25 protein-coding genes are annotated in these 25,817 nt (G+C 30.4%); 18 read left to right on the top strand and 7 right to left on the bottom strand.

Features of this window, described 5'->3' with window-relative positions:
• Positions 1-44 precede the first annotated feature (44 nt).
• From H0I29_RS05170 to H0I29_RS05140, 7 genes are all read left to right on the top strand, one after another.
• Positions 45-746, top strand: a complete 702-nt coding sequence (locus tag H0I29_RS05170) for a CoA transferase subunit A (protein ID WP_218754655.1) — start codon at positions 45-47, stop codon at positions 744-746.
• 146 nt (positions 747-892) lie between these two features.
• The gene (locus tag H0I29_RS05165) at positions 893-1,546 is read left to right on the top strand and encodes a 3-oxoacid CoA-transferase subunit B (RefSeq protein ID WP_218754654.1); all 654 of its coding nucleotides are present in this window, start codon (positions 893-895) and stop codon (positions 1,544-1,546) included.
• A 1-nt stretch (position 1,547) separates the two neighbouring features.
• Entirely contained in the window at positions 1,548-1,778 is a 231-nt protein-coding gene (locus H0I29_RS05160; protein ID WP_218754653.1) for a hypothetical protein, read from the top strand.
• 47 nt (positions 1,779-1,825) lie between these two features.
• Complete coding sequence (locus H0I29_RS05155; protein WP_218754652.1) at positions 1,826-2,587, top strand: exodeoxyribonuclease III; 762 nt, start codon at positions 1,826-1,828, stop codon at positions 2,585-2,587.
• An 8-nt stretch (positions 2,588-2,595) separates the two neighbouring features.
• On the top strand, positions 2,596-3,885 hold the full coding sequence (locus H0I29_RS05150) for a lytic transglycosylase domain-containing protein (RefSeq protein WP_218754651.1): 1,290 nt from the start codon (positions 2,596-2,598) through the stop codon (positions 3,883-3,885).
• A 185-nt stretch (positions 3,886-4,070) separates the two neighbouring features.
• Entirely contained in the window at positions 4,071-5,057 is a 987-nt protein-coding gene (locus tag H0I29_RS05145; protein WP_218754650.1) for a DUF4837 family protein, read from the top strand.
• A gap of 115 nt (positions 5,058-5,172) precedes the next feature.
• Positions 5,173-5,667: a DUF1761 domain-containing protein gene (locus H0I29_RS05140; protein WP_218754649.1), complete on the top strand. Its 495-nt coding sequence runs from the start codon at positions 5,173-5,175 to the stop codon at positions 5,665-5,667.
• Between the two features lie 65 nt (positions 5,668-5,732).
• On the opposite strand, the gene trpS is transcribed toward H0I29_RS05140, so the two are convergent.
• On the bottom strand, positions 5,733-6,701 hold the full coding sequence (gene trpS / locus H0I29_RS05135; protein WP_218754648.1) for a tryptophan--tRNA ligase: 969 nt from the start codon (positions 6,699-6,701) through the stop codon (positions 5,733-5,735).
• 195 nt (positions 6,702-6,896) lie between these two features.
• On the opposite strand from trpS, the gene H0I29_RS05130 reads away from it, so the two are divergent.
• Positions 6,897-7,661: a 1-acyl-sn-glycerol-3-phosphate acyltransferase gene (locus H0I29_RS05130; RefSeq protein ID WP_218754647.1), complete on the top strand. Its 765-nt coding sequence runs from the start codon at positions 6,897-6,899 to the stop codon at positions 7,659-7,661.
• On the top strand, positions 7,658-8,296 hold the full coding sequence (locus H0I29_RS05125) for a hemolysin III family protein (protein WP_218754646.1): 639 nt from the start codon (positions 7,658-7,660) through the stop codon (positions 8,294-8,296). The genes H0I29_RS05130 and H0I29_RS05125 overlap by 4 nt, the downstream gene beginning before the upstream one ends.
• 3 nt (positions 8,297-8,299) lie before the next feature.
• Here H0I29_RS05125 and H0I29_RS05120 read toward each other — a convergent pair whose 3' ends face one another.
• Entirely contained in the window at positions 8,300-8,773 is a 474-nt protein-coding gene (locus tag H0I29_RS05120; RefSeq protein WP_218731785.1) for a CYTH domain-containing protein, read from the bottom strand.
• A 46-nt stretch (positions 8,774-8,819) separates the two neighbouring features.
• A complete protein-coding gene (locus tag H0I29_RS05115) occupies positions 8,820-9,785 on the bottom strand; it encodes a class I SAM-dependent methyltransferase (RefSeq protein WP_218754645.1) in 966 nt (321 codons plus the stop codon).
• Positions 9,786-9,978: 193 nt separating this feature from the next.
• Here H0I29_RS05115 and H0I29_RS05110 point away from each other — a divergent pair, with 193 nt between their 5' ends.
• Positions 9,979-12,339, top strand: a complete 2,361-nt coding sequence (locus H0I29_RS05110; RefSeq protein ID WP_218754644.1) for a hypothetical protein — start codon at positions 9,979-9,981, stop codon at positions 12,337-12,339.
• A gap of 1 nt (position 12,340) precedes the next feature.
• Positions 12,341-13,063 carry a DNA repair protein RecO gene (gene recO / locus H0I29_RS05105; protein WP_218754643.1) on the top strand — a complete coding sequence of 241 codons (723 nt, stop codon included), beginning with the start codon at positions 12,341-12,343 and terminating at the stop codon, positions 13,061-13,063.
• Between the two features lie 215 nt (positions 13,064-13,278).
• Here recO and H0I29_RS05100 read toward each other — a convergent pair whose 3' ends face one another.
• Genes H0I29_RS05100 through H0I29_RS05090 form a run of 3 tightly spaced genes read right to left on the bottom strand, consistent with a single transcriptional unit; the run spans position 13,279 to position 15,704 of the window.
• The gene (locus H0I29_RS05100) at positions 13,279-13,632 is read right to left on the bottom strand and encodes an SdpI family protein (protein WP_218731781.1); all 354 of its coding nucleotides are present in this window, start codon (positions 13,630-13,632) and stop codon (positions 13,279-13,281) included.
• Between the two features lie 28 nt (positions 13,633-13,660).
• Positions 13,661-14,527, bottom strand: coding sequence for an acyl-CoA thioesterase II (locus H0I29_RS05095; protein WP_218754642.1), 867 nt, complete (start codon positions 14,525-14,527; stop codon positions 13,661-13,663).
• A complete protein-coding gene (locus tag H0I29_RS05090; RefSeq protein WP_254712700.1) occupies positions 14,514-15,704 on the bottom strand; it encodes a peptidogalycan biosysnthesis protein in 1,191 nt (396 codons plus the stop codon). Before H0I29_RS05090 ends, H0I29_RS05095 begins: the two co-directional genes overlap by 14 nt.
• A gap of 418 nt (positions 15,705-16,122) precedes the next feature.
• On the opposite strand from H0I29_RS05090, the gene H0I29_RS05085 reads away from it, so the two are divergent.
• The 7 genes from H0I29_RS05085 to trxA all read left to right on the top strand — a co-directional run bounded on the left by H0I29_RS05085 (position 16,123) and on the right by trxA (position 24,073).
• On the top strand, positions 16,123-17,235 hold the full coding sequence (locus tag H0I29_RS05085; RefSeq protein WP_218754641.1) for an efflux RND transporter periplasmic adaptor subunit: 1,113 nt from the start codon (positions 16,123-16,125) through the stop codon (positions 17,233-17,235).
• A 4-nt stretch (positions 17,236-17,239) separates the two neighbouring features.
• Positions 17,240-20,440 carry an efflux RND transporter permease subunit gene (locus tag H0I29_RS05080; RefSeq protein WP_218754640.1) on the top strand — a complete coding sequence of 1,067 codons (3,201 nt, stop codon included), beginning with the start codon at positions 17,240-17,242 and terminating at the stop codon, positions 20,438-20,440.
• Complete coding sequence (locus H0I29_RS05075) at positions 20,427-21,755, top strand: TolC family protein (RefSeq protein WP_218731777.1); 1,329 nt, start codon at positions 20,427-20,429, stop codon at positions 21,753-21,755. The genes H0I29_RS05080 and H0I29_RS05075 overlap by 14 nt, the downstream gene beginning before the upstream one ends.
• 66 nt (positions 21,756-21,821) lie before the next feature.
• The gene (locus H0I29_RS18415; RefSeq protein WP_261972279.1) at positions 21,822-21,953 is read left to right on the top strand and encodes a hypothetical protein; all 132 of its coding nucleotides are present in this window, start codon (positions 21,822-21,824) and stop codon (positions 21,951-21,953) included.
• 127 nt (positions 21,954-22,080) lie between these two features.
• Positions 22,081-22,713 (top strand): Crp/Fnr family transcriptional regulator, encoded by a 633-nt coding sequence (locus H0I29_RS05070; protein ID WP_218754639.1) that lies wholly within the window; start codon positions 22,081-22,083, stop codon positions 22,711-22,713.
• Positions 22,714-22,764: 51 nt separating this feature from the next.
• On the top strand, positions 22,765-23,754 hold the full coding sequence (locus tag H0I29_RS05065; RefSeq protein ID WP_218754638.1) for a DUF3365 domain-containing protein: 990 nt from the start codon (positions 22,765-22,767) through the stop codon (positions 23,752-23,754).
• 19 nt (positions 23,755-23,773) lie between these two features.
• Complete coding sequence (trxA, locus tag H0I29_RS05060; protein WP_218754637.1) at positions 23,774-24,073, top strand: thioredoxin; 300 nt, start codon at positions 23,774-23,776, stop codon at positions 24,071-24,073.
• Positions 24,074-24,223: 150 nt separating this feature from the next.
• Here the strand turns inward: trxA and nadB are convergent, their stop codons facing one another.
• Positions 24,224-25,813, bottom strand: coding sequence for an L-aspartate oxidase (gene nadB / locus H0I29_RS05055; protein WP_254712699.1), 1,590 nt, complete (start codon positions 25,811-25,813; stop codon positions 24,224-24,226).
• Positions 25,814-25,817 lie beyond the last annotated feature (4 nt).

Here is a 25,817-nt window from a genome sequence, read left to right as displayed (position 1 = left end):
ATGTCACTTCGCGCATAGTCGGGAAGCTCTAAAACAGGAACATTATGATCAATAAAAAGGTAAAAAACGTAGAAGATGCTTTAAAAGGCGTTAAAAATGGAATGACTTTTATGTTGGGTGGTTTTGGTTTATGTGGAATCCCAGAAAATGCAATTTCAGAACTTGTAAAACTAAATGTTAGAAATGTTACTTGTATTTCTAATAATGCAGGTGTAGATGATTTTGGTTTAGGCTTATTGCTTCAAAATAAGCAAATCAAAAAAATGATTTCTTCTTATGTAGGAGAAAATGATGAGTTTGAACGCCAAATGTTATCTGGAGAGTTAGAAGTAGAATTAACTCCACAAGGAACATTAGCTGAAAAATGTAGAGCTGCACAAGCTGGTTTTCCTGCATTTTATACGCCTGCAGGTTACGGAACAGAAGTTGCAGAAGGAAAAGAAACCAGAGAGTTTGATGGTAAAATGTATGTTTTAGAGCTTGCTTTTAAAGCGGATTTTGCCTTTGTAAAAGCTTGGAAAGGAGATGCAGCAGGTAATTTAATTTTTAAAGGAACTTCTAGAAATTTTAATCCGAATATGTGCGGTGCCGCAACAATTACTGTGGCTGAAGTAGAAGAAATGGTAGAGGTTGGTGAATTGGACCCAAACAATATTCATATTCCCGGAATATTTGTACAACGTATTTTTCAAGGTAAAGATTATGAGAAAAGAATTGAACAAAGAACGGTGCGTAATCGCGAATAATTATTCGTTTGTTATTCTTGCGTAGACAAGAATCGATACTGTATTAATTTAAAATTAATGATAGTTTTCTGTTTTTACAGGAATGACATGAGGTTAAATTAATACTTTTTCTAATTATTAAATCTATTAATCATCAAATTAATAATATGTTAGACAAAATAGGAATTGCAAAGCGAATCGCACAAGAAGTTCAAAACGGATTTTATGTGAACTTGGGTATTGGTATTCCAACCTTGGTTGCAAATTACGTCCGTGAAGGTATTGAGGTTGAGTTTCAAAGTGAAAATGGTGTTCTAGGAATGGGACCTTTTCCTTTTGAAGGTGAAGAGGATGCAGATATTATAAATGCAGGGAAACAAACGATAACAACGATGCCTGGAGCAAGTTTTTTCGATTCTTCTATGAGTTTTGCAATGATTCGTGGTAAGCATGTAGATTTAACTATTCTAGGAGCAATGGAAGTTGCAGAAAATGGTGATATTGCCAACTGGAAAATTCCAGGAAAAATGGTAAAAGGAATGGGAGGCGCAATGGATTTAGTTGCTTCTGCAGAAAATATTATTGTTGCCATGATGCACACCAATAAACGTGGTGAGTCTAAAATTTTAAAGAAATGTTCTTTGCCTTTAACGGGAGTTGGTTGTGTAACAAAAATAGTAACAAACTTAGCATTTCTAGAAGTAAGAGATAAGGTGTTTCACTTGTTAGAAAGAGCTCCTGGTGTTTCTGTAGAAGATATTCAGAAAGCAACAGAAGGAACATTGGTAGTTAATGGGGAAATACCAGAAATGAAGTTTTAAAATGAATTTATTTAAGAAAACATATTGGATTATTTATCCAATTCTTATTGTTGTATTTATGTTCATTTTTGATCAATTGTATACAATGGATAACTTCCTTTTAAAAGGAGGTATTTGTGCCGTTTTAGCATTTATGCTATCGCCAAGAAAAAGATTAATTCTAACTGAAGCAGGAAAGAAAAAGCAGATTACTTGGGTGTTTTTAAAGGATCCAATAATGCTAGAGCAATAAATTAAAAATAAGAGTGTTTTCCTTTATCAGGAAATTAAAAAGCATACATGAAGATAATATCATACAACGTAAACGGCATTAGAGCCGCATTAAAAAAAGGATTTTTAGATTGGTTAGAAGCCGCAAATCCAGATGTAATTTGCATACAAGAAACCAAGGCACATAAAGAACAATTAGATCTTACCGATTTTGAAAATGCAGGTTACCCATATCATTATTGGTTTTCTGCACAGAAAAAAGGATACTCTTCTGTAGCTATTTTTTGTAAAGAAAAACCAAATCATATTGAGTATGGAACCGGAATTGAATCTATGGATTTTGAAGGTAGAAATTTACGTGTAGACTTCGATGGTGTTTCTGTAATGAGCTTGTATTTACCTTCTGGTACTAATTCTGAAAGGTTAGACTTTAAGTTTAAATACATGGATGAATTTCAAGAATACATCAATAATTTAAAACTAGAAATTCCGAATTTAGTAATCTGTGGAGATTATAATATTTGTCATGAAGAAATTGATATTCACAACCCAAAAATGAAAAATGTTTCTGGCTTTTTACCCGTAGAAAGAACTTGGATTGACGAATTTATTAAGAACGGGTTTATAGATAGTTTTCGTTTTTTAAATCAAGAAAAACAAGAATATTCTTGGTGGAGTTACAGAGCAAATTCTAGGGCAAATAATAAAGGTTGGCGTTTAGATTATGCGATGGTTTCAGAACCTTTAAAAGAAAAAATTTCTAGAGCCTATATTTTACCAGAAGCAAAACATTCAGACCATTGCCCAATTGCAGTAGAACTTGATATTTAAAACAAAACATGAATAAACTAATTATATTCCTCCTATTTACTAGTACTATTTTTTCACAAATAAAAAAAGATACTTTATTTATAACCAAAGACACCTTAAAAGAGCCTGTTAGAAAAAGTTTTTTTTCTGATGCAGATTTAGATGCAATCGATAGCTTATTAGTTGATGATAAATTTAATTCGGCTTTAGTAGATTCGTTAAGTTATGTAATAAATGATATAGATATTATAGGAAACACAAGCACTGTTTTAACAACAGATTTATTAAAATTACGTCTTACTGCTTTAAATAATAAAACGCCTTTTAATTTAGCATTTAATCCTTCTTTAGAACAAGTAATTAATAGTTATTTATTGCATCGTAAAAGATACTATCCTGCTTTAATGGCAAAAGCAAAATACTATTTTCCAATGTTCGAGCAATATTTAGATCAATATGATATTCCTTTAGAAATGAAGTATTTGGCTATTGTAGAGTCTGCTTTAAGACCAAAAATTAAATCTGGAGCTGGAGCAACAGGTTTGTGGCAATTTATGTATGGCACAGGAGTGGAGTTCGATTTAAAAGTGAGTTCTTATGTAGATGAGCGCCAAGATCCCGTAAAAGCAACAATTGCTGCTTGTAAATATTTAAGTCAGTTATTTACTGTTTTTGGTGATTGGGATTTAGCTTTAGCAGCTTACAATTCTGGGCCTGGAAATGTAAGAAAAGCTATTAAGCGTTCTGGAGGATATACAAATTATTGGAATATAAGACCTTATTTGCCAAGAGAAACCGCAAGTTATGTACCTGCTTTTTATGCAACTATGTATATTTTTGAATATGCAAATGAACATAATATTTATTCTGAACTTCCACAATTTTTTAATTTTCAGACAGATACAATTCATGTCAAAAGAACCATTAGTTTCGATCAAATTTCAGAGAAGATAGCTATTGATGAAGAGGTGTTGTCTGAGTTAAACCCGTCTTATAAATTGGATATTATTCCGTTTGTAGAAAATAAAAATTATGCTTTAATATTACCAAGTAACAAGATTATTGAGTTTTTAGATAAGGAAAAAGAAATTTATGCTTTGGCAGATACAGATGATGCGCAGAGAGAAAAACCTTTACCTAAGTATTTCGAAATGGACCAACGTATACGTTACAGAGTAGTTAATGGAGATTTTTTAGGTAAAATAGCAAATAAATTTGGAGTTCGGGTAAGTGACTTAAAACGTTGGAATAGTTTAAAAACAAGCCGATTAAAAATAGGGCAAAGATTGTCTGTTTATCCAAAGAAAATAGGGAGGTAAATACTGTTAAAAGAAACAAAAAAGTAATAAAAACTCCCCTAAAAGATACCTAATAGACTTGCTTTAAAGTATTTCTAAAAACATTTTTAATTTTCTTTGAAATACTTTAAAAGTGGAACAGTATTTGGTGTATTAAACTTTTAGGTGTTAGAACCAACCTTACAACATAAAAAATAACTAAACTCATGAAAAAAATATTTACACTACTAGTAATTGCAGTTTTATTAACCTCATGTGATGATGGAAAGGATAAAATTACTTTACGATCATCGGTTGGTAAAGTAAACAAGGTAATGGTAGTTACCAAGGCTAGTGATTGGGCTGGTGATATTGGTAAACAAATAAGAAATTCTTTTGGAGAATTGATGGTTGGTTTGCCACAACCAGAGCCTCTTTTATCTGTTTCTCAAGTGGCTCCAAATGGTTTTGGAAAGATGATGCAAGCTGGTAGAAATATTCTGGTTATTGGTGTTGCCGATGAAGAAAAATATTTTGTTAGAACTAATGTTTATGCAGATCCACAAACTATTGTTTATGTGTATGCTAAAGACAAAGAAGGTGTTGTAAACTTGTTTAAAAAACATCATGAAGAAATTATTAAAACCTTTATAGCTTCGGATGTTAAAATGCTTCAAAATTTGTTTGCAAAAAACAAATTGGATGATTCTCAATTTAAAACACTTCAAAATTTAGGGATTTCATTAACCATCAATAATAAATTTAACACAGTAGATGATACGGGAGATTTTTTATGGTTGCGTCAGCATTTATCAAGCGGAATTGCAAAAACAGGAAGTAATAATATTTTAGTGTATTCTGTTCCTTTAGAAGATGAAACACAAGTATCTGATAGTATTGTAGCTGTTAGAAATAGAATTGGTAAGAAATATATACCAGGTTCAGACCCAGAAACCATGCATATGATTACAGAAAAAGCATATACTCCTTTTACTTTTGATGCTGTTATAGATGGTAAAAAAGCCTATGAAACTCGTGGTAAGTGGGAAGTTAAAAATGATTTTATGGCAGGTCCATTTTTAAACTATACGGTGGTGGATGAAAAGAACAACCGATTAATTATTTTTGAAGGTTTCACGTATGCACCTTCTGTTAACAAAAGAGCATTTTTGTTTGAGTTAGAAGCAACTGCAAAATCTATGAAGATCAAATAAAAGGACTTTATAAAGTCTTATTGAAGCCGAAAGTATTTGTTTTCGGCTTTTTTTATGGAATAAATTTCTAATTTCAGATTAGCTATATTTGGTATTCAACCAAAAACTTTTAATCATGCAAACGAATATTTACATCTTTTTTATAGCTGCTTTAATTCCTTTAGTTATCGGTTTTATCTGGTATGGTCCCTTATTTGGAAATACTTGGATGAAAGAAATGGGATTTACCAAAGAATCTTTAGCTAACAAGAACATGGTATTAACGTTTATACTCTGTTATATATTTAGTTTTTTTATAGCTTTCATTTTACAATCTCTTGTAATTCATCAAGGTGGTGTTTTCTCTACAATGTTAGTATCTGGTTCAACAGGACTAGAAGGTGAAGCGTTGGCTTATTTTGAAGACTTTATGACTAAGTATGGAAATAATTATAGAACCTTTAAACACGGTTTATTACACGGAATTTTAACGGGGCTGTTTTTTGTATTACCTATTTTATCAATTATAGCAATGTTTGAAAGGAAATCTGTAAAATACGTTGCTATTAATGCTGGTTATTGGATAGTAACTTTGGCATTTATGGGAGGTATTATATGTGAATGGGCATAGAGTAAACCATATCTAAAAAATAAAACCACGCATTTAGCGTGGTTTTTATATTGGTAAAAATAGGTTTAGTAACCAATTTTTGACCTTACTCTTTTTAGAACTCCGTTTGCAACTACAGTTGCTTTTTCTGCTCCAATTTTTAAAGCCTCATCAAGTTCATGCTTATTTTCCATATAATGATTGTAGCGGTCTCTTATTGGTGAAAATTGTTCAAGAATCAATTCATATAAAGCCTGTTTTGCATGTCCATAGCCATAATTACCACCTTCGTAATTTTCTCTCATTGTTGCAATCTGCTCATCAGAAGCTAATAACTTATAGAGTCCAAAAACATTATCTGTATCTGGGTTTTTAGGATCTTCTAACCCTAAACTATCTGTTTTAATAGACATTATTTGTTTTCTTAACTTCTTGTCTGGTAAGAAAATATTGATAATGTTATTTCTAGATTTACTCATTTTTTCACCATCAATTCCAGGAACTAATTTTGTGTTTTTTTGAATTTCTGCTTGAGGCGGAACCAATGTTTCGCCGACAATATTGTTAAATCTATTGGCTACATCACGGGTCATTTCTAAATGTTGTAACTGATCTTTACCAACAGGTACAACTTCTGCATCATACAATAAAATATCTGCAGCCATTAACATTGGGTAGGTAAATAAACCTGCATTTACATCACCTAATCTATCAGCTTTATCTTTAAATCCGTGTGCTAAAGTTAGTCTTTGATATGGAAAAAAACAGCTTAAATACCAAGTCAATTCTGTAGTTTGTGGTATGTCGCTTTGTCTGTAAAATATGGTTTTATTAATGTCTAATCCACAAGCAAGCCAAGTAGCAGCAACACTGTACGTGTTTTCTCTTAATTCTTTTCCATCTTTAATTTGGGTTAAAGAATGCATATCTGCAATAAATATAAAAGATTCATTTCCTGGACTATTTGCCATTTTTATTGCTGGTAAAATTGCTCCTAATAAATTTCCTAAATGTGGAGTTCCTGTACTTTGTACACCTGTTAAAATTCTAGACATTACTTTGTTTTTATCTTTTTTTTGATGGAGAGCTTCTCATTACTCTCTGTAACTACAAAAATAAGGTTTTGTTTAAGAAAACCTATCAAACAAAAGAATATTAGTATTTTTGTTTGATAGTAGAATTTAGGAGAGTAACTTTATTCTTTTTAAGTGATTACTATTTTAAATCATCTAGCAACTTTTATTGATTCTATGAAGTACCTTAAGGTTCCTTTTCTTTTAATTTGGCGTTTGTGGTTTTACCTTTTAATGATCATAACTATTTTAGTGATGTCGCCACTTTTATTGTTATTTACTTTTAAAGAAGCGCATTATCATATTTTTTGGAGAATTGCTAGAGTTTTATCTAAAATTCTAATTTACGGAATGGGTTTTCGTTTAAATGTACAATTTGATGAAGAATTAGAACCGAATAAAAGTTATATGTTTTGCCCAAACCATACTTCTTTAATGGATCCTTTTGTTTTGATTGCCATCAGTAAAAACCCTATTGTATTTGTTGGTAAACAAGAGTTGGTTAAAATACCTGTTTTTGGTTTTTTCTATAAACGAGTGGTGATTATGGTAGATAGAAATAATCCCGAAAGTAGAAGAAGAGTTTTTAGCATGGCTAAAAAAAGATTGCAAAACGGTGTAAGTATGGCTATTTTTCCAGAAGGATTAGTACCGGAAGAAGATGTGATTTTAGCACCATTTAAAAAAGGAGCTTTTAGTTTAGCAATAGAGTTTGAGATACCAATTGTACCACAAGTTTATTACGATTGTAAACGTTTGTTTTCTTGGGATATTTTTAAAGGAGGTATGGGAGTTTTTAGAGTACACCAGCATAAATTTATTTCTACAAAAGGGTTGTCTTTAAAAGATAGAGATCAATTAAAAGATAAGACATTTGATATGATTTACAACGATTTGGCAAATGATAAAAAGTATATGAAAGATACAAATAGCACAAAATGAGTGTAAAATTAAATCCAGGATATTCCGAAACAGAAGAACGCTTAAACGTTTGGTCTCATGGTTTAGGTTTGCTTGCAAGTGTACTAGTTTTTCCTTTTTTAATAGTAAAAGCAACCAACTATGCTAACTTTTGGGATATTGCTAGTTTTGTTATTTATGGGGTGAGTTTAATTGTTTTATATGCAGCATCTACATTTTATCATGCTGCTAAAAATCCGAAGAAAAGAAGACGGTTAAATATTTTTGATCATGCCGCTATTTATGCTTTAATTGCTGGGAGTTATACTCCTTTTTGTTTGGTCGCTTTAAATTCTGACTTGGGTTGGTATATGTTTATTGCGGTTTGGGTTTTTGCCTTAACAGGTATTATCTTAAAGCTATTTTTTACAGGAAGGTTCGATAAAATTTCTACAGCAATGTATCTTTTAATGGGCTGGCAAGTGGTATTTTTTATAAAACCTTTAATGGTTGCTTTACCAAGTTTTAATTTAAACTTATTAATTGGCGGAGGAGTTTTTTACACCATTGGGGCTATTTTATATTCCATCAAAAAGATACCTTATAACCACGCCGTTTTTCACGTATTTGTTTTATTAGGCAGTATCAGTCATTTTATTGGAATTTACTACCTGTAATTTTTAAATCCAATCTTTAAAAGGATGTTTACTAATGCTAGAATTATAGTATTTTACATCTCCAGTAACTTCTTGGTCTAGCCAATTTGGTTTTGTAAAAGTTTCAGTTTCTGAGTTTAATTCTACTTCTGCAACTGTTAAACCTTGGTTGTCGCCATAAAATTCATCCACTTCAAAAGTGTGATCACCAACTTTAATTAAATATCTTGTTTTATCAATTACACTAGGTTCACATAATAAAAGTAAACTTTCGGCTTCCGATTTGTCAATTTCTTTTTCCCATTCAAAACGAGTTGTTCCTGTTGCGTTAGATTTTCCTTTAATAGTCATAAAAGCTTTTTCATCGGCAATTCTAACTCTTACAGTTCTGTTTTTATCAGAATTTAAATAGCCTTGTTTAATGCTTTTTTGAGCAAAACTTTCACGTTTAAAATCGTCGTTTTTTACTAAAAATTTTCTTTCTATTTCTAAACTCATAAAATGGATGTTTTTTACCGTAACTTAGGTATTGTAATAAATAATGTTATTTTTTATTCTGATAAATGCCAAATACAAAATCAGACTGATTTTCTTTTAGATATTTGTCTTCTAGGGCAAAAAGCTTGTCCAAAACTTGCTCCTTTTCGGTATCTAATTCATAGAAATGATGAGAAATATCTCTAAGGGTGCTCATCAATAAATTATTTCCGTAAGGTCTTTCTACAAGCGTGGTATAATGTTTATGAATAGACGGAATAATACTTTCTGAATCAATACATTCAGAAGGGTCTGCCATGATCATTCTAAGCACACCAACGCCTCTGTATTTGTTTTTATGAAAGGTACTTTTAAATCGTGTTCTAAATTTTTTAGGAATAGATTTTAACGCTTCATTGATTGCTGTTATTTGTGTTTTAGAAAACTGATGCCTTGTAGTTCCTACAAATTCATTAATTATAAGTAATCCATCTGGTTTTAATACTTTTTGTACTCTGCCAGATAATAAAGATTCTATTTTATCAAAATGATGTAAAGAAGCTTTAAAGAATATAACATCAAAATCATTTTTATTAAACTCAAAATCATCAATGTTCTTAGCAATAAATTTAATGTTTGTTACGCCATTTTTCGCTGCAATCTGAAGTAAATTGTCAGCAATATCTAAACAAACAACTTCTTTAAAAATGGTGTTGTTTTTGGCCAATTCAATTTCTGGATTGCAAATACCAGAACCTAAAGAAAGAAGCCTTAGGTTGGTTTTGTCTTTCAAAAAATCATCCGTAATAAAACTAATATAATCTACATTTTTATCACCAGAAATTAAAAAATTCCATCGTTCTACAACCTTAGGAATAGACCAAAAATTAGAAGAAATAAAGGAAGAGTTATCAAAAGCACTTTTTGTTCTAACTTCTTTGTTAAACGTAAATTTAGAAAAGAAAAACTTGCTACCTCGTTGTATTGCTTTAAAATACGTGTCTATAAAATCATCTAAAGTAATCAGTTTCATATCCTGTTTTAACAATCGTCACAAAAATACTTTTTTAAAACAAACTGTCATCCTCAATAAGTATTCTTTTTAGTTAGATTATATATTACAAATTAGAATAAATCTTAGAAATAGGGTTAAAAAGTGTACTAATACTAGCATGTTTACGTTTAATGATAAAAAAGAAATATCTTTGGGATATTAAACTTAAATGATGAAAAAATTCTTTATACTTTCTATCTTATTTTTCTCAGTATCATTTTCCGCTCAGACAGATTATAGTACTTCTTGGGAGGACTTTTACTCTTACAACAATGTAAAAGATTTTGTAAAGGTAGATGATGTAATTTATGCCTTATCAGACAATGCTGTTTTTACGTACAACGTGGGTACTAAAGAGATTGAAAAACTATCTTCTGTACAAGGCTTGTCTGGAGAAACTACAAGTTCTATTCATTATAATAGTGGTTTTAAAAGGTTGGTAATTGGTTATGAAAACGGATTGGTAGAAGTTGTAGATGAAGATGGTTTAATAACCATTTCTTCAGATATTGTTAGTTTTAATCAATCTGGAGAAAAAAGTATCAATGATATTACAGAGTATAATGACAAATTGTATTTGTCTACTCCATTTGCTATTGTAGTGTATGATATTGACAGGTTAGAGTTTGGTGATACCTATTTTATTGGTAAAGAATCTAGTGCTATAGGAATTAATACAACAACTGTTTTAAATGATGTAATTTATGCAGCTACTGAAGACGGAATTTATACGGCAGATACAAATAATACATCTTTAATAGACTTTAATAATTGGAATCAGCAATTTAGTGGCAATAATTTTAAGGAATTAGTAACGTTTAATAATAATGTATTTGCAATTTCTGGATCGAAATTATATGAAATAAATGGAAGTGTTTTAAATGAAATAAGAGATTTTTCTCAACCAATTATTTCTATTAAAAGTTCATCTTCCTTTTTGACAGCTACTTTAGGTCAAAATTCTGTAATTATAGATACTTCTTTAAACACTGTTTTTCAATTTACCACAACAGGAAATTTCAATTTTACTTTAAACAATTCTTTTTTTGAAGATGATACCATTTTTTTAGTAACCACAGAGTTTGGTTTATTACAAAGACATAAAGATAACGATGACTATGTAGAAATCCATCCAGAAGGACCTTTAGAAAATGATGTGTTTTCAATAGCGGCAAGCAATAACAATGTTTGGGTTGTTTATGGTGGTTATACAGATGTTTATGGACCTATTGGAAATAGAATAGGTGTTATTAGCCATTTTAACGGTAAAGAAATTGATGGAGTAAAATGGAAAAATATAAATTTAAATTCAGATGCTCCTTTTTCAGATTTAAACCACATTACAATCGATCCAAATGTAGAAAATAGAGTTTATGTTAGTTCTTTTGGAGATACAAACGTAACATCAGATACTAATAAAAATGCTACAGGAGGTTTATTAGTGATAGAAAACGATGAACTTAAAACCTTTTATAATCATTTAAATAGTCCGTTAGCAGATATTGAAGCAGCCGACCCAAACAGGGTAACGGTAAGGGTTAGTGGTACTATTTTCGACCCTGAAGGAAACTTATGGGTAACAAATGTTTTGGTCGATAGTGAGTTAAAAAAACTTTCTACAAGTGGCAATTGGACTAGTTTTGATATGCGATCTGTAGAAACAGATGCTAGTAGAGCAGGTATAAGTGAAATTGCTATTGATAGAAATAACAGTCTTTGGTATGGATCTAGAGGAAACGGTGTATATGTATTTAATGAGAGCGGAGCTAGAAAAAAGGCATTAATTGCAACGCCTAATTTAGGGAATCTTCCGGATGTAAATGTACAATCTGTAGTTGTAGATGGTAGCAATAGAGTTTGGATTGGTACTAGATCTGGTTTGGTTATGTATAACAATGCATCAGGTGTTTTTGATGATGCTACACCAAATGCAAATGCGGTAGTTATCAACGGAAACGAGGAGGGTTTTGGAGAAAGACTTTTGGGGGATCAACGTGTTAATAGCATTGTGGTAGATGGCGCAGACAATAAGTGGTTTGGTACAGATAATGGTGGTGTAATTTATACCAATCCAAACGGACAAACAACCTTAGCCAATTTTAGTATGGACAATTCGCCATTACCATCTAATAAAATTGTAAAAATAGCGGTAGATGATAGTACTGGTAAAGTTTATTTTGCAACCAATAAAGGTATTGTAGTTTATAATAGTAAAGTGGCACCTTTCGGTGATGTTATTCCAGATATTTATGCATACCCAAACCCTGCATTAAAAAATCATGAAACGGTTACTATTGATGGTAGAAACGGTACACATTTACCAAAAGGAACTAATGTAAAAATAATTGATGTTGCCGGTAACTTAGTATATGAAACCAATGTGGTAGAAGGGCAGGAATTACAAGGGGGAAAAGTGGTTTGGAATAAAAAAAATCTTGCAGGTATTAATGTAGCTTCTGGTATTTATATTGTATTATTATCTAATGATGATGCAACGGAAACAGCTGTTACTAAAATTGCAATTGTAAACTAAAATGGCTGTTGTAACTACAAAAGCAATTGTTTTAAGTGCTTTAAAATTTGGAGACTCAAGCCTAATTGTAAAATGTTTTACAGAAGAAGAAGGGGTAAAGTCTTATTTAATTAGAGGTATTTTAAAAGCTAAAAAAGGAGGATTAAAAGCAGCTTATTTTCAGCCATTAACGCAGCTAACAATTGTTGCAAGCCACAATAATAAAGGGACTTTAAATTCTATTAAAGAAGTTCAGGTTTCATACCCTTATCAAACTATTTATAGAGATATTGTTAAGCAATCTGTGGTGTTGTTTTTATCTGAAGTATTGTCTTATGCAATAAAAGAAGAGGAAAAGAATGAAGGGCTTTACGAGTATTTAGAATCGGGACTTATTTGGTTAGATTTACATGATAAAATTGCAAATTTTCACTTGTTATTTTTACTGAATTTAACCCGTTTTCTAGGTTTTTATCCAGATTTGTCTGATGCTGATAAATTGGGATTTGATTTAAGTGAGGGGGGCTTCTCTGATTTAACCTCTCAAAAAAACCTTATTTCTGGTAACTATTATTACCAATTCAAAAAGCTATTAGGAATTACTTTTGATGAAATAGAAAATGTGTCTTTTGGTAAACAAGAAAGACAGATCGTTTTAAAAATTATAATTCAGTACTTCGAACTCCATTTAGATGGGTTTAGGAAGCCAAAATCACTCCAAATTTTAGAAACAGTTTTTAGTTGATACATCAAAATACCGACTAAAAAAGACTTAAGACCGCTTTGCTAAAAAACGCAAGAAACAAGACTTTTCAATATCCAATTTAATAATTCAATTCTTTAAATTATAATTTTTGTCTAAATAAATTGAACTTTATAAAGTTAACTGAAGCATAAGGTGTTTTTATTGAAGGTTAATTTTGATAGGTCTTTAAAAAGGTTTTTTAGATTGAAAAATTTCTAATTTTTCTTCTTTTTACCTTCCTCAGTAAAATTATCGTTTAATGCTCTTTCTGTTTTTATAACACTAACTAAAATAGATAATAGCACTAAAACCATTGGTTGCCAAGTTAATTCTATAGTAGCAAAGTTTACAAGAGCTAAGGCACCTAAAAAAGAAATACCAGAGTAGATTAAAAAACTTTTATTAAAATTAGCATTCGCAAAATCCCATATTTCTTGATTTAGCATTGCTTTTGGTGTTTTGTAACCATAAATTCCATTCACTTTTTTTGGAGGGAATTTCCAAAAAAGAATACTTATTAAAAATAATAACCCGTTTGTGGTAAATATATATATCAAAGTTTCACTCATAATTCTAATTTTTTAATTTTGCTATTGCCTACTTTTTCATAGGTCTTAACAATCCTTCTTGCGCTACAGAGGCAATTAATTTACCATCTCTTGTAAAAATATTTCCTTTAGATAAACCTCTAGCACCAAAAGCATTTGGAGATTCTACAGAGTACAACATCCAATCATCAAAATCGAAATCTCTAAAAAACCACATAGAATGATCTAAACTTGCGGTTTGAGTATTTCCAAAATTGTAATTACTCGCATTTGGGTTAAATGCGGCATTTAGTATGTTGTAATCAGAAATATAGGAAAGAATTTCTTGTTTTGTTCTAAAAGCCATTTCTTGCTTTTCACCTTTTAAGCGAAACCAAACTTGCTCGTTTGGTGGTAAGTTTTCTGGTTGTAATGGGTTTGGTATTCTTACGGGTTTAAATTCTATAGGTCTTTCTATACTTAAAAAGTATTTCATGGATTTTGGTAAAAAATCACCAAACTTTTTTAACATATCATCCCAACTCAATAATTTTTCTGGTTGTTTTATAGTTGCATCAAACGTTGCCTGGTGCTCAAAACCATCTTCTTCTTTATGAAATGAAGCTGCTAGAATAAAAATAGTTTTTTCATTTTGACTTGCAGTAACTCTTCTTGTAGAAAAACTACCTCCATTTCTTACTTCTTGTACATGATAATTAATAGGAATTGTTAAATCTCCAGCCTCTAAAAAATAAGAATGTAAAGAATGTAAAAAACGATTTTCTGATATGGTTTTATAAGCCGCATTTACCGCTTGTGCTATAACTTGTCCGCCAAAAACATTTGGACTACCAATGGTTACGCTGTTTCCGCTAAAATTATGGTTACCTAAATCTTCTAAATTTAAAAGTGAAATTAATTCTTTAGTGTTTTTCATGCTTAGTTTCTAAAGTTTTAAATGGAAATTTTTGTTGAAATGGAGTTGGTTGAACTCTTTGCAAAAATAACTTTAAAATTTTGTTTTTAATAGTTTTCTGATGACGAAGATACATGGTTAAATCTTGAGGTACTGCGCCAACAGAACTTTTTATTTCGCTAGCAGTTCTTCCAAAATTAATGGTTTTTAATTTTTTATCGATGGCAATTTCTATATAATCATACAACATTCTTTGGTAAATAGCATGCTCTCTATTTAATTGATAATCTATACCTACAAAATGGGCATCTAAAGATTCTTGGTTGATAATTCCAGATACAAATCCAACAAGTTTATCATCTAAAAAATAAGATTTTAAAATGTAATTTTCTCCAAACAGTTTTTTAAAATTCCTGTAAGTTTCTAAATTAAAAACACCTAAATTAAAACCTGCATTCGAGGCAACTTTTTCATACAGTATAGTCATTTCTGGCAACATTTTATCAATGTTTTCTAAGGTGACATCTTTAATTTTAATTGCGACGCTCTGTTTAAAAGCTTTTTTAGCTTTTACCCTAAATTTGGTTTTCATAGCAGCCAAATAATCATCAAAATTTTGCCAATTTTCATGGAGTTGAAGTTTCATGTTTGGTTCTACAGAAAACGGATGATAACTAAATTTTTTTAAAGTGTCTGTTATGGGTAAGGATTCCTTTGTAAAATCTTTTATAAGAAATGCATCAATTTGTTTCTTTAGTTTTTTATCAGAATTTACAAAGTGATTTATACTTTCTGCTAATTCTTTTATAATGGCTTTTTTATCTTGATTTTGCTTTATAAAAATACCATGCTCTCCACTCACAAAAGGATTCCCGCAGATAAGCAGTTGTAGGGGTTTTTTATCAGGAAACACATGAAGTTTTTTTCCAATAGTTTTTAAAATTTCGAAATCATTTTTTATAGAATTTAGTTCAAAATTAATTATTGTTAAACTGGCAAAAGCCGTTGGTATATTTTTTTGATCTACCAAAACAATATATGAAAAGGTAATTTCTGGGTGGTTTTTTTCGATATACTTTAAAAAATAAGGATGAAAATAACTGTTTTTTGTACAGTCTAAAGTCTCCCATATTTGGGTAGGAATTTCATCAATAGAAGAGAAAAATTTTGCAGTATTTGTATTGGCGCAACAAATCAAATTAATTATATAGTTTTAATTTTCTAAAAGAGCTTTGTTAATGCGCAAAGTTCCGTTTTCTTTGGTAAAAATATTCCTTTTTCTAAGGTAAATTTAGGTATTAACAATTTAAAACTGTCATCGGATTATTTTCAGCATTAAAAAACAGCCTATTTTAAGATTTTTAATTCCTAAAAGGATGGTGCCTAAAAATTACACTCTAATTTATTTTTTTTACCGGTAAGTAATAAGTCGTAATACAAGGGTAACTGCTTACTAATTGGTCTAGAATATTTAATTTTTAACTCAATAATTAAAAATTATAACGTTTCTTTAACATTCTTACTTGTAAACTATTTAAAGTTCTGAACGTCTTAAAAGTATATTTGCAAAAATACAATACTTTATAAGCATAAATTAAAAGTACAACTAACTAATTATGAGAAAAATTATTCTAGCGATCCTAGGTGTTTTAACAATCGTAGGTGCTATCTTATTAGGCAATTACCTTATTGATAAAAACCAAAAACCAAAACCAACATTTGAAAGACAAATAAAAACTGTTTTTGTAGAAAATGTAAGTAATAAAAATATTCCTATTGTTTTAACTGCAAGCGGAAACTTAATTGCAAAAAATAAAATAGAAATTTACTCTGAAGTTTCTGGAGTTTTAAAAGTATCTAATAAGTTATTTAAGGCAGGTACAAAATATAACCGTGGTGAAACTTTATTAGGTATAAATAGCGATGAGTTTTACGCAAGCTTACAGTCTCAGAAAAGTAACTTGTATAATTTAATTACGGCTATTTTACCAGATTTACGTTTAGATTACCCAGTTGAATTTAAGAATTGGGAAAATTATTTACAAGGTTTTGATATGAACAAATCAACGCCAAAATTACCCGAATTCTCATCAGATAAAGAAAAGTATTTTATTTCAGGACGAGGAATTTTAACAGCATATTATAATGTTAAAAACCTAGAAGTACGTTTGTCTAAACATCAAATTAGAGCTCCTTTTTCTGGTGTTTTAACAGAAGCTTTAGTTAGCCCTGGAACTTTAGTTAGAGTTGGTCAGAAATTAGGCGAGTTTATAGATCCTAAAATATATGAAATGGAAGTTTCTGTAAATTCAGAATATGCAGACTTATTAAAAGTTGGTAATTCTGTTGACTTATCTAATTTAGAAAAAACAAAAAAATACACAGGAAAAGTGGTTCGTGTTAATGGAAAAGTAGATCAAGTAACACAAACAATAAAAGCATATGTAGATGTAATACATGCCGATTTAAAAGAAGGTATGTTTTTAGAAGCAGACTTAGTTGCAAAATCTGAAATTGATGCTATCGAAATTTCTAGAAAATTACTAGTAGACAACCAATCTGTTTATACAATTAAAAACGATAGTATTTTAACGTTAACAAATATTCAACCAGTTTATTTTGGTAGCGAAAAAGTGGTGATTAAAGGTTTAGAGAATAATCAAAAAATATTAACACAAGTATTGCCAGGTGCTTTTGACGGTATGATTGTAAAAATTAATAAACAGTAATTAGATGAAAAAAATAATTACATATTTTATTAAATATCCTGTTGCTGTTAATGTCTTTATTATTGCATTTGTAGCTTTTGGTTTAGTGGGCGCTATTACAATGAAATCGTCTTTCTTTCCGCTGACAGACTCTGAATTAATAAACATATCTTTAGCATACCCTGGAGCTTCTCCTGCAGAAATGGAAGAAGGTGTTGTCCTTAAAATTGAAGATAATTTAAAAGGAATTGTTGGCGTAGAACGTGTAACTTCTGTTTCTAGCGAAAACTCTGCAACGGTAAATATAGAGGTAGAAAAAGGGAAAGATATAGATGTTGTTTTAACAGATGTAAAAAATGCGGTAGATAGAGTTCCGTCTTTTCCTTCTGGTATGGAACCTGCCGTAATTGCAAAAGTAGAAAATATTAGACCAACCATCAGTTTTACGATTAGTGGAGACGATATTTCGCTAGGTTCTTTAAAGCAATATGCTAGAAATATAGAAAATGATATTAGAGGGATTGAAGGAATTTCTCAAGTGTCTCTCTCTGGATTTCCAGACGAAGAAATTGAAATCGCTGTAAAAGAAAATGATTTACGTGCGTATAATTTGTCCTTTACAGATGTAGCAACGGCTATTCAAAACTCTAATCTTTTAATAACTGGAGGTAATATTAAAACTGCCCAAGAAGATTATTTAATTAGAGCAAGTAACCGTTCTTATTATGGTGTAGAGTTACAAAACCTTATAGTTAGAACGGAAACAAACGGACATATAATTCGCCTAAAAGATATTGCAGAGGTTAAAGATACTTGGTCAGAAACTCCAGATAGATTATATTACAATGGTAATTTAGCAATTGATATTTCTATAAGTAATACAAACAATGAAGATTTACTTTCTTCTGCGGATAAAATTAAAGAATACATTCACAAATTTAATCAGCAAAACCAAAATATTCATTTAGATATTACAGATGATAGAAGTGTAACTTTACAAGGTAGAACCAGACTTTTAATAGAAAACGGAGTGGTAGGTATTTTACTTGTGCTCTTCTTTTTAGCATTGTTTTTAAATTTGCGTTTGGCAATTTGGGTGGCCTTTGGTTTGCCTATTTCATTTTTCGGGATGTTTATTTTAGCAGCACAATTTGATGTTACTATAAATATCTTATCACTGTTTGGGATGATTATTGTTATTGGTATTTTGGTGGATGATGGAATTGTAATTGGAGAAAATATTTATCATCATTACTATGATTTAGGTAAATCTAAAATTCAAGCAGCCATAGATGGTACAATGGAAGTAATTCCGCCAATTGTTTCGGCAATACTAACCACTATTATTGCTTTTTCAACCTTGTTTTTTGTAGATGGAAGAATCGGTAATTTCTTTAGTGAAGTTTCTACTGTTGTACTTTTAACATTAACAGTTTCTTTAATTGAAGCCTTAATTATTTTACCAGCACATATTGCACATTCTAAAGCTTTAGACAGAAAAAGACTAGAAAATGGTGAGGTAAAAAAGAAGAATGCAATTGATGCATTTTTTAATAAAATAAACAGGTTTGCAGACGGAGGGTTAACAAAAATAAATGAAAAACTATACGTACCTTTTTTAAAGTTTTCTTTAAAAAATAAGGTGTTTGCTTTTTCAATGCCTATTGCGTTGTTAATTTTTAGTATAACATCTATTGGTGGCGGAATTGTAAGAACATCTTTTTTTCCTTCTATTGCAAGTGATAAAATACAAGTAACCTTAAAAATGCCCCAAGGTACAAACGAACAAATTACGGATTCTATAATTTCTAAAATTGAAGAAAAAGTTTGGTTGATAAATAAAGAATATACAGCAAAACAATCCGGAAACGAGCAAGTTGTACAAAATATCATAAAAAGAGTTGGTCCCGGTAGTGCGAATGCTACTTTAAATATCAATTTATTAGCAGGAGAAAGTAGAGAGTTTTCATCACCAGAAATAACAAATTCTATTAGAGAAAAAGTAGGAAAAGTGTACGGTGTAGAAAGTTTAATTTTTGGTTCTGGTGGTAATTTTGGAGGAAGTCCAGTTGCAGTTTCTTTATTAGGAAATAATATTGAAGAGTTAAAAGCCGCAAAAGCAGAATTAAAACTAGAGTTAGAAAATAATCCTTTATTAAAAGATATTTCCGATAATGATCCTGCTGGAATTAAAGAGGTAAGCATTACTTTAAAAGACAATGCATATGTTTTAGGCTTAAATTTACAATCTGTAATGGCGCAAATTCGTAATGGTTTCTTCGGATTTCAGGCACAGCGTTTTCAAAGAGGGCAAGACGAAATTAAAGTCTGGGTGCGTTATAATAGAGAAGATAGATCTTCTATTAAAAACTTAGATGATATGCAAATTGTAGCTCCAAACGGAACAAGAATTTCGTTTTCAGAAATTGGAACGTATCAAATTAAAAGAGGAGATATTGCTATAAATCATTTAAATGGAAAAAGAGAAATTCAAGTTTCTGCAGATTTAAAAGATCCAAAAGAAAGTGCAACTGAAATTTTAGATGATATTAAAACACGTGTAATGCCGTTAATAATTTCTAAATATCATTCTGTATCTCCTCTTTACGAAGGTCAGAATAGAGAGGCCCAAAAAACCATAGATTCTTTAGAATGGTTAAAGTGGATTATTTTAGGCTTAATTTATATTGTAATAGCGTTTACATTTCGTTCTTACAGTCAGCCACTATTATTACTTATAATGATTCCTTTTAGTATGATTGGGGTTGTTTTAGGGCATTATATTCACGATTTTCCAATCAACATTTTATCTTGGTTGGGTATTATTGCACTAGTAGGTATTATGGTAAATGATGGTTTAGTTTTAATAGGGAAATTTAATAGTTATTTAAAAGAAGGAATGTTGTTTGATGACGCTTTAGTTTTGGCTGGTCAATCTCGTTTTAGAGCAATTTTCTTAACTTCTTTAACCACAGTAGCTGGTTTAGCCCCTTTAATGTTAGAAAAAAGTAGACAGGCACAATTTTTAATTCCGATGGCAATTTCTATTTCTTACGGAATAGCAATTGCAACCATTTTAACCTTGGTAATGTTACCATTATTATTGTCCGTTTCTAATTCTATAAAAGTTGGACTTAAATGGCTAAAAACAGGAGATAAAGTAAATAAAGAAGAGGTAGAAAGAGCTGTTATAGAATCTAAATTCGACGAACATGAAGATCATTAGAAACACCATATTAATAGTCGGGTTTTTATCGACTTTACAAGGAATCTCGCAAGAGATTTTAAGCAAAAAAGAAGCACTAGAAATTACCTTAGAAAATAACTTCGGAATTAAAATTGCGAACAATAATTTAGAAGTTGCAAAAAACAATAAAAGTATTTATAATACTGGTTTTTTGCCAACGGCAACGGTTTCTTCGGGAGCAAATTATAGCAATAATAATCAAACCAACACACCACAAACGGGCGCAGCAACATCTACTACAGGTGCTGTAACTAAGTCTTATAACGCAAGTATTGGTTTAAATTATATTCTTTTTGATGGATTGGGAAGAAAATACAATTATCAGCAATTAAAAGAAACCTATAATTTAACCGAATTACAAGCTAGAGAAACGATCGAAAACACCTATTTACAATTGTTTACCTCATACTTTCAAATTGCAAGGTTATCAGAAAATAAGACAAATTTAGACGAGGCATTGTCTATTTCTAAACAACGTTTACTGCGTGCAAAATATCAATACGAATACGGGCAATCAACTAAGTTAGAGTTGTTAAATGCAGAGGTAGATGTAAATAATGATAGCATTACATTAATAAGTGCCAAACAGCAATTAAGCAATGCCAAACGTGGTTTAAACATTATTTTAGGAATTGAAAAAGCAGTAACTTATAATGTTGAAACGGAGGTTAGTTTTAATAAAATGATGAATTTAGAAGAGCTCCAGCAAAAAACAATTGCTAATAATTCTACCCTTAAACAAAATGAAAAAAACATTGCTATTAGCGAGTTTAACATTAAAGTAAATAAGGCTAATTATTTACCTTCTTTAGCTTTAAATACATCTTATGGTTGGAACCAGAATGATAACGAAAACCTTGCCAATGCCTTTCAGCCAAAATCTACATCATCTAACGGATTAAATGCAGGTTTAAGTTTGTCTTGGAATTTGTTTGACGGTGGAAGTACAAAAACCAATGTTGCCAATGCAAAAATAGCATTAGAAAATCAGCAAATATTATTAGAACAACAAAAAGTAACCATCAATAATAATCTGAAAAATACTTGGGAGAATTATCAAAACCAATTATTTATTTTATCAGCACAAGAAAAAAATGTATCAACTACACAGAATAATTTTGATAGAAGTACAGAGCGTTATAAATTGGGACAAATAACATCTATAGAATTTAGGCAAGCACAAATTAATTTACTAAATTCTAAAACAGCTTTTAACAATGCTAAATTTGATGCAAAATTAATTGAATTACAACTTTTACAATTAAGTGGAGATATTTTAAATGTCAATTTTTAAAAACTGATTTTGGTCATATTTTAAAGTAATCTAATGTTATATTTTTGAGTTCAAAATTAGATGAATATGAGCTTTTTAAATATACCACAAGTTTCTTGGGTAAATGGTACCATTATGATAGGCATTTTTGCATTGGTTGTTGTTGGCCTAGTTGTAGCCGTTTACTTATTAATGAGCACAGATAAAAAAGCCAAATAATTTTATTTCCCCCCTAATATTAATAAAAGCCTAAGTTTATCTTGGGCTTTTGTTGTTGCAATAAACTAGAATATACTTTATTTTTACAATAGGTTTCACTATTTTTATAGGTGAAAAATAAAGTATAATGACAAGTAAGTTAGATATTAATTTTGGTTACCTTTTTGAGGAAGATTTAATTTTAGAAATAGAAAAATTAGGTGTTTCTAAAAGCTTTAAAGAAGATACAACTATTATAGAAGTTGGAGATTATATTAAATCGATGCCTTTATTAATTTCTGGAGCCATTAAAATTCTTAGAGAAGATGAACATGGAGATGAGATTGTTTTATACTATTTAGAAAAAGGAGATACTTGTGCCATGACACTTTCTTGCTGTATGGGGCAAACAAAGAGTAAGATTAGAGCTGTAGCAGAAACAAATGTTGAATTAATTATGTTGCCAAAAGAAAAAATGGCAGAATGGTTAGGGAAATATAAAACTTGGCAATCTTATATTTTACAAACATATCATAACAGAATGGATGAGCTTTTAGAAGCTTTAGATACTATTGCTTTTCTAAAAATGGACGAACGCCTTTTTAAATATCTTAAAGATAAGGCAATGGTTACCCATAATGATGTTTTAAATGTTACCCATAAACAAATTTCTGAAGATTTACATACTTCTAGAGTTGTAATTTCTAGATTACTTAAAAAGTTAGAAAACGAAAGTAAAATTCAATTATTTAGAAATAGTATTAAGGTTTTAGAACTGTAACATTAGTTACTGTGTAATTTAAAGTGGTGTCTTATTTTTGTAATAAAAATAATGAAATCTCTTATATCAATCGTCGTAATTGTCTTGTTTTTAGGTTGTAAAGATTCTAAAAAAACCACTTATTCTAAGAAAAATGGTGTCTTAGAAACTCAAGAACATGCCGGTAAAAAGTTACTAGAAACAAACTGTTACGTTTGCCACAACCCAACAACCATAGAAGATAATAGAATAGCACCACCAATGATTGCTATAAAAAAGCGTTACTTAATGAGTAATAGCTCTAAAGGAGCATTTATTAAGTCAATACAAGATTTTATTAAAAACCCAACGGAAGAAAATGCTAAAATGTACGGTGCAGTAAAACGTTTTGGAGTAATGCCAAAACAAGCTTTTCCAGAAGAAACTATCAAAGAAATTTCAGATTATATGTTTGAGCGTGATATTGAAAAACCAGAAGGGTTTGACGAACATTATAATCAACAACATGGAAACGGAGGCGGTAATGGAAAACGAATGCAAAGGCAACAGCAAGGTCAAGGTACTAATTTAAAAAAACTATCTTACAGTGAAAAAGGATTGAAGTATGCATTAGCTACCAAAAGTGTTTTGGGTAAAAACTTAATGGGGACAATTCAAAAAAAAGGAACTCTGGCAGCATTAAATTTTTGTAATGTGCAAGCTTTTCCTTTAACAGATAGTATGTCTGTTGTATATAAAGCAACCATAAAAAGAGTCTCTGACAAACCAAGAAATATTAAAAATGTTGCAAACACTTTAGAAAAAGGTTATATTAATATTTTTAAAGAAGAGGCTAAAGCAAATAAAGAGTCAGAGCCCATTGTTGTTGAATCTGCAGAAAATGTAAAGTTTTATTACCCAATTAAAACAAATAGCATGTGTTTACAATGTCATGGTACACCAACTTCGGATATTAAAAGCACTACATTAGCCCAAATAGACAAGTTATATCCAAAGGATTTGGCGATTGGATATAGTGAAAATCAAGTGAGAGGAATTTGGAGTATTACCTTTAATAAATAATCAAATAAAGTTCTTAGGCATGAGCAATTTTTCAGAAATTATAAATCAAGATAAACCTGTTTTAGTAGATTTTTTTGCAGAATGGTGTGGACCTTGTAAAACCATGAGTCCAATTTTAAAAAAAGTAAAAGACGCATTAGGTGATGCAGTTTCTATTGTTAAAATAGATGTTGATAAAAACCAATCGTTAGCTGCAAAATATGAAGTTAGAGGTGTACCAACCTTAATTTTATACAAGTCTGGCAAACAAGTTTGGAGGCAATCTGGTGCAGTACCTAAAAACCAGTTAATCACTATTATAAATAACAGTGGTAAGTAGTAATTTAATACTAGGTTGATTAGAAATAGTTGTCTAAAAAGGGCATTTTTGTCAATCTAAATTGATTTCAAGTTCTTATGAAGGTAGAACTAGATTAAGTTGATGTTTTGAAAAAGTTAAGTTTTTTAAACCTTTTTTAGACAGCTTCTTTTATTTAGAAATACAATCTAAACTATAAAAACCACCACAATTTTCGGTTCTCTTTTTAGAAAATTGGGTAATTAAATATGCTGTTGTAATTAAGTTTCTTAGCTCGCATAAATCTATAGAAAGTTCAGAATGGTCATAAAGGCGTTTGTTATCTTCATAAAGTACTTTTAAACGCTTTTCTGCCCGAAGCAAACGCTCGTTAGAACGTACGATACCTACATAATTGGTCATAATAGTTTTTACTTCATTTCTATCATGTGTAATTAATACTTTTTCCATGTTTTTAATAACACCATTATCATTCCAAACAGGTATATCTTTTGGTGTTTTGGCCTTATTGTATTTTTTAGAAACACTTAGAAAGGCATTATGAGCATATACCAAGCCTTCTAATAAAGAGTTAGAAGCCAATCTATTTCCACCATGTAAACCAGTTCTTGTAACTTCTCCACAAGCATATAATTTTTTGATAGATGTTTTTGCTTTTTTATTCACATTTACACCACCACAAATGTAATGAGACGCTGGCACTACAGGAATATAGTCTTTGGTTACATCAATATTTAAAGATGCACATTTTTCTGTGATATTAGGAAAGTGCTCTTTAAATTTTACCATGTCTAAATTAGTGCAATCTAAATATACATGAGGCTTTCCACTCTTTTTTAATTCATTATCAATGGCTCTTGCAACAATATCTCTAGAGGCTAATTCTTCTCTTTCATCATATTTATGCATAAAAAAATCACCATTGTAATTTCTTAGTTTTGCACCAAATCCTCGCACAGCTTCGGATATTAAAAAGGCAGGATATTCGCCTGGGTTGTACAACGCTGTTGGATGAAACTGTATAAATTCCATTTCAGAAATTTCTGCCTTTGCCCGGTATGCAATTCCTATTCCATCTCCAGTTGCTACAGTAGGGTTTGTAGTAGTTTCATAAACTTGCCCATTTCCTCCAGAAGCTAAAAGTGTAAACTTGCTTACAAAGGTTTTTACTTTATCTTCTTTAATATCTAAAACATAAGCACCATAACAAGAAATTTTGCCATTTCGCTTTGTTTTAGTCTTTTTAGTTTGATGTTCTGTAATTAAATCTATCGCGTAATGATAGGTAAGAAATTCTATATTTGGTTGTGCATTTACTTGTGCTAATAAAGCACGTTCAATTTCTGCACCTGTAATATCTGTATGATGTAAAATTCTGTTTTGAGAATGTCCGCCTTCTCTACCTAAATCATAATTTCCTTTTTCGTTTTTATCAAACTTTGTTCCCCAATCTATTAATTCTTGTAATCTTTCTGGAGCATCTCTAACAACCATTTTAACAACCTCTTCGTCACATAAACCATCACCTGCAATTAAAGTGTCTTCTATATGTTGTTTAAAGGTATCAACAGTTTTATTATAAACGGTAGCAATACCACCTTGGGCGTATTTTGTGTTAGATTCGCTTTGTTTGTCTTTAGTAACAATAACAACTTTAGCGTCTTTGTGTTCTAGAGCAACTTTTAAAGCAAAAGTTAATCCAGAAACTCCAGAACCGATTATTAAAAAATCGGTAGAGATTATGTTTTTATCAGGTAACATTTTA

It is taken from the genome of Polaribacter sp. R2A056_3_33, from assembly GCF_019278485.1.
Taxonomy (GTDB): Bacteria; Bacteroidota; Bacteroidia; order Flavobacteriales; family Flavobacteriaceae; genus Polaribacter.
This window is presented reverse-complemented; position numbering and strand designations above follow the sequence as displayed.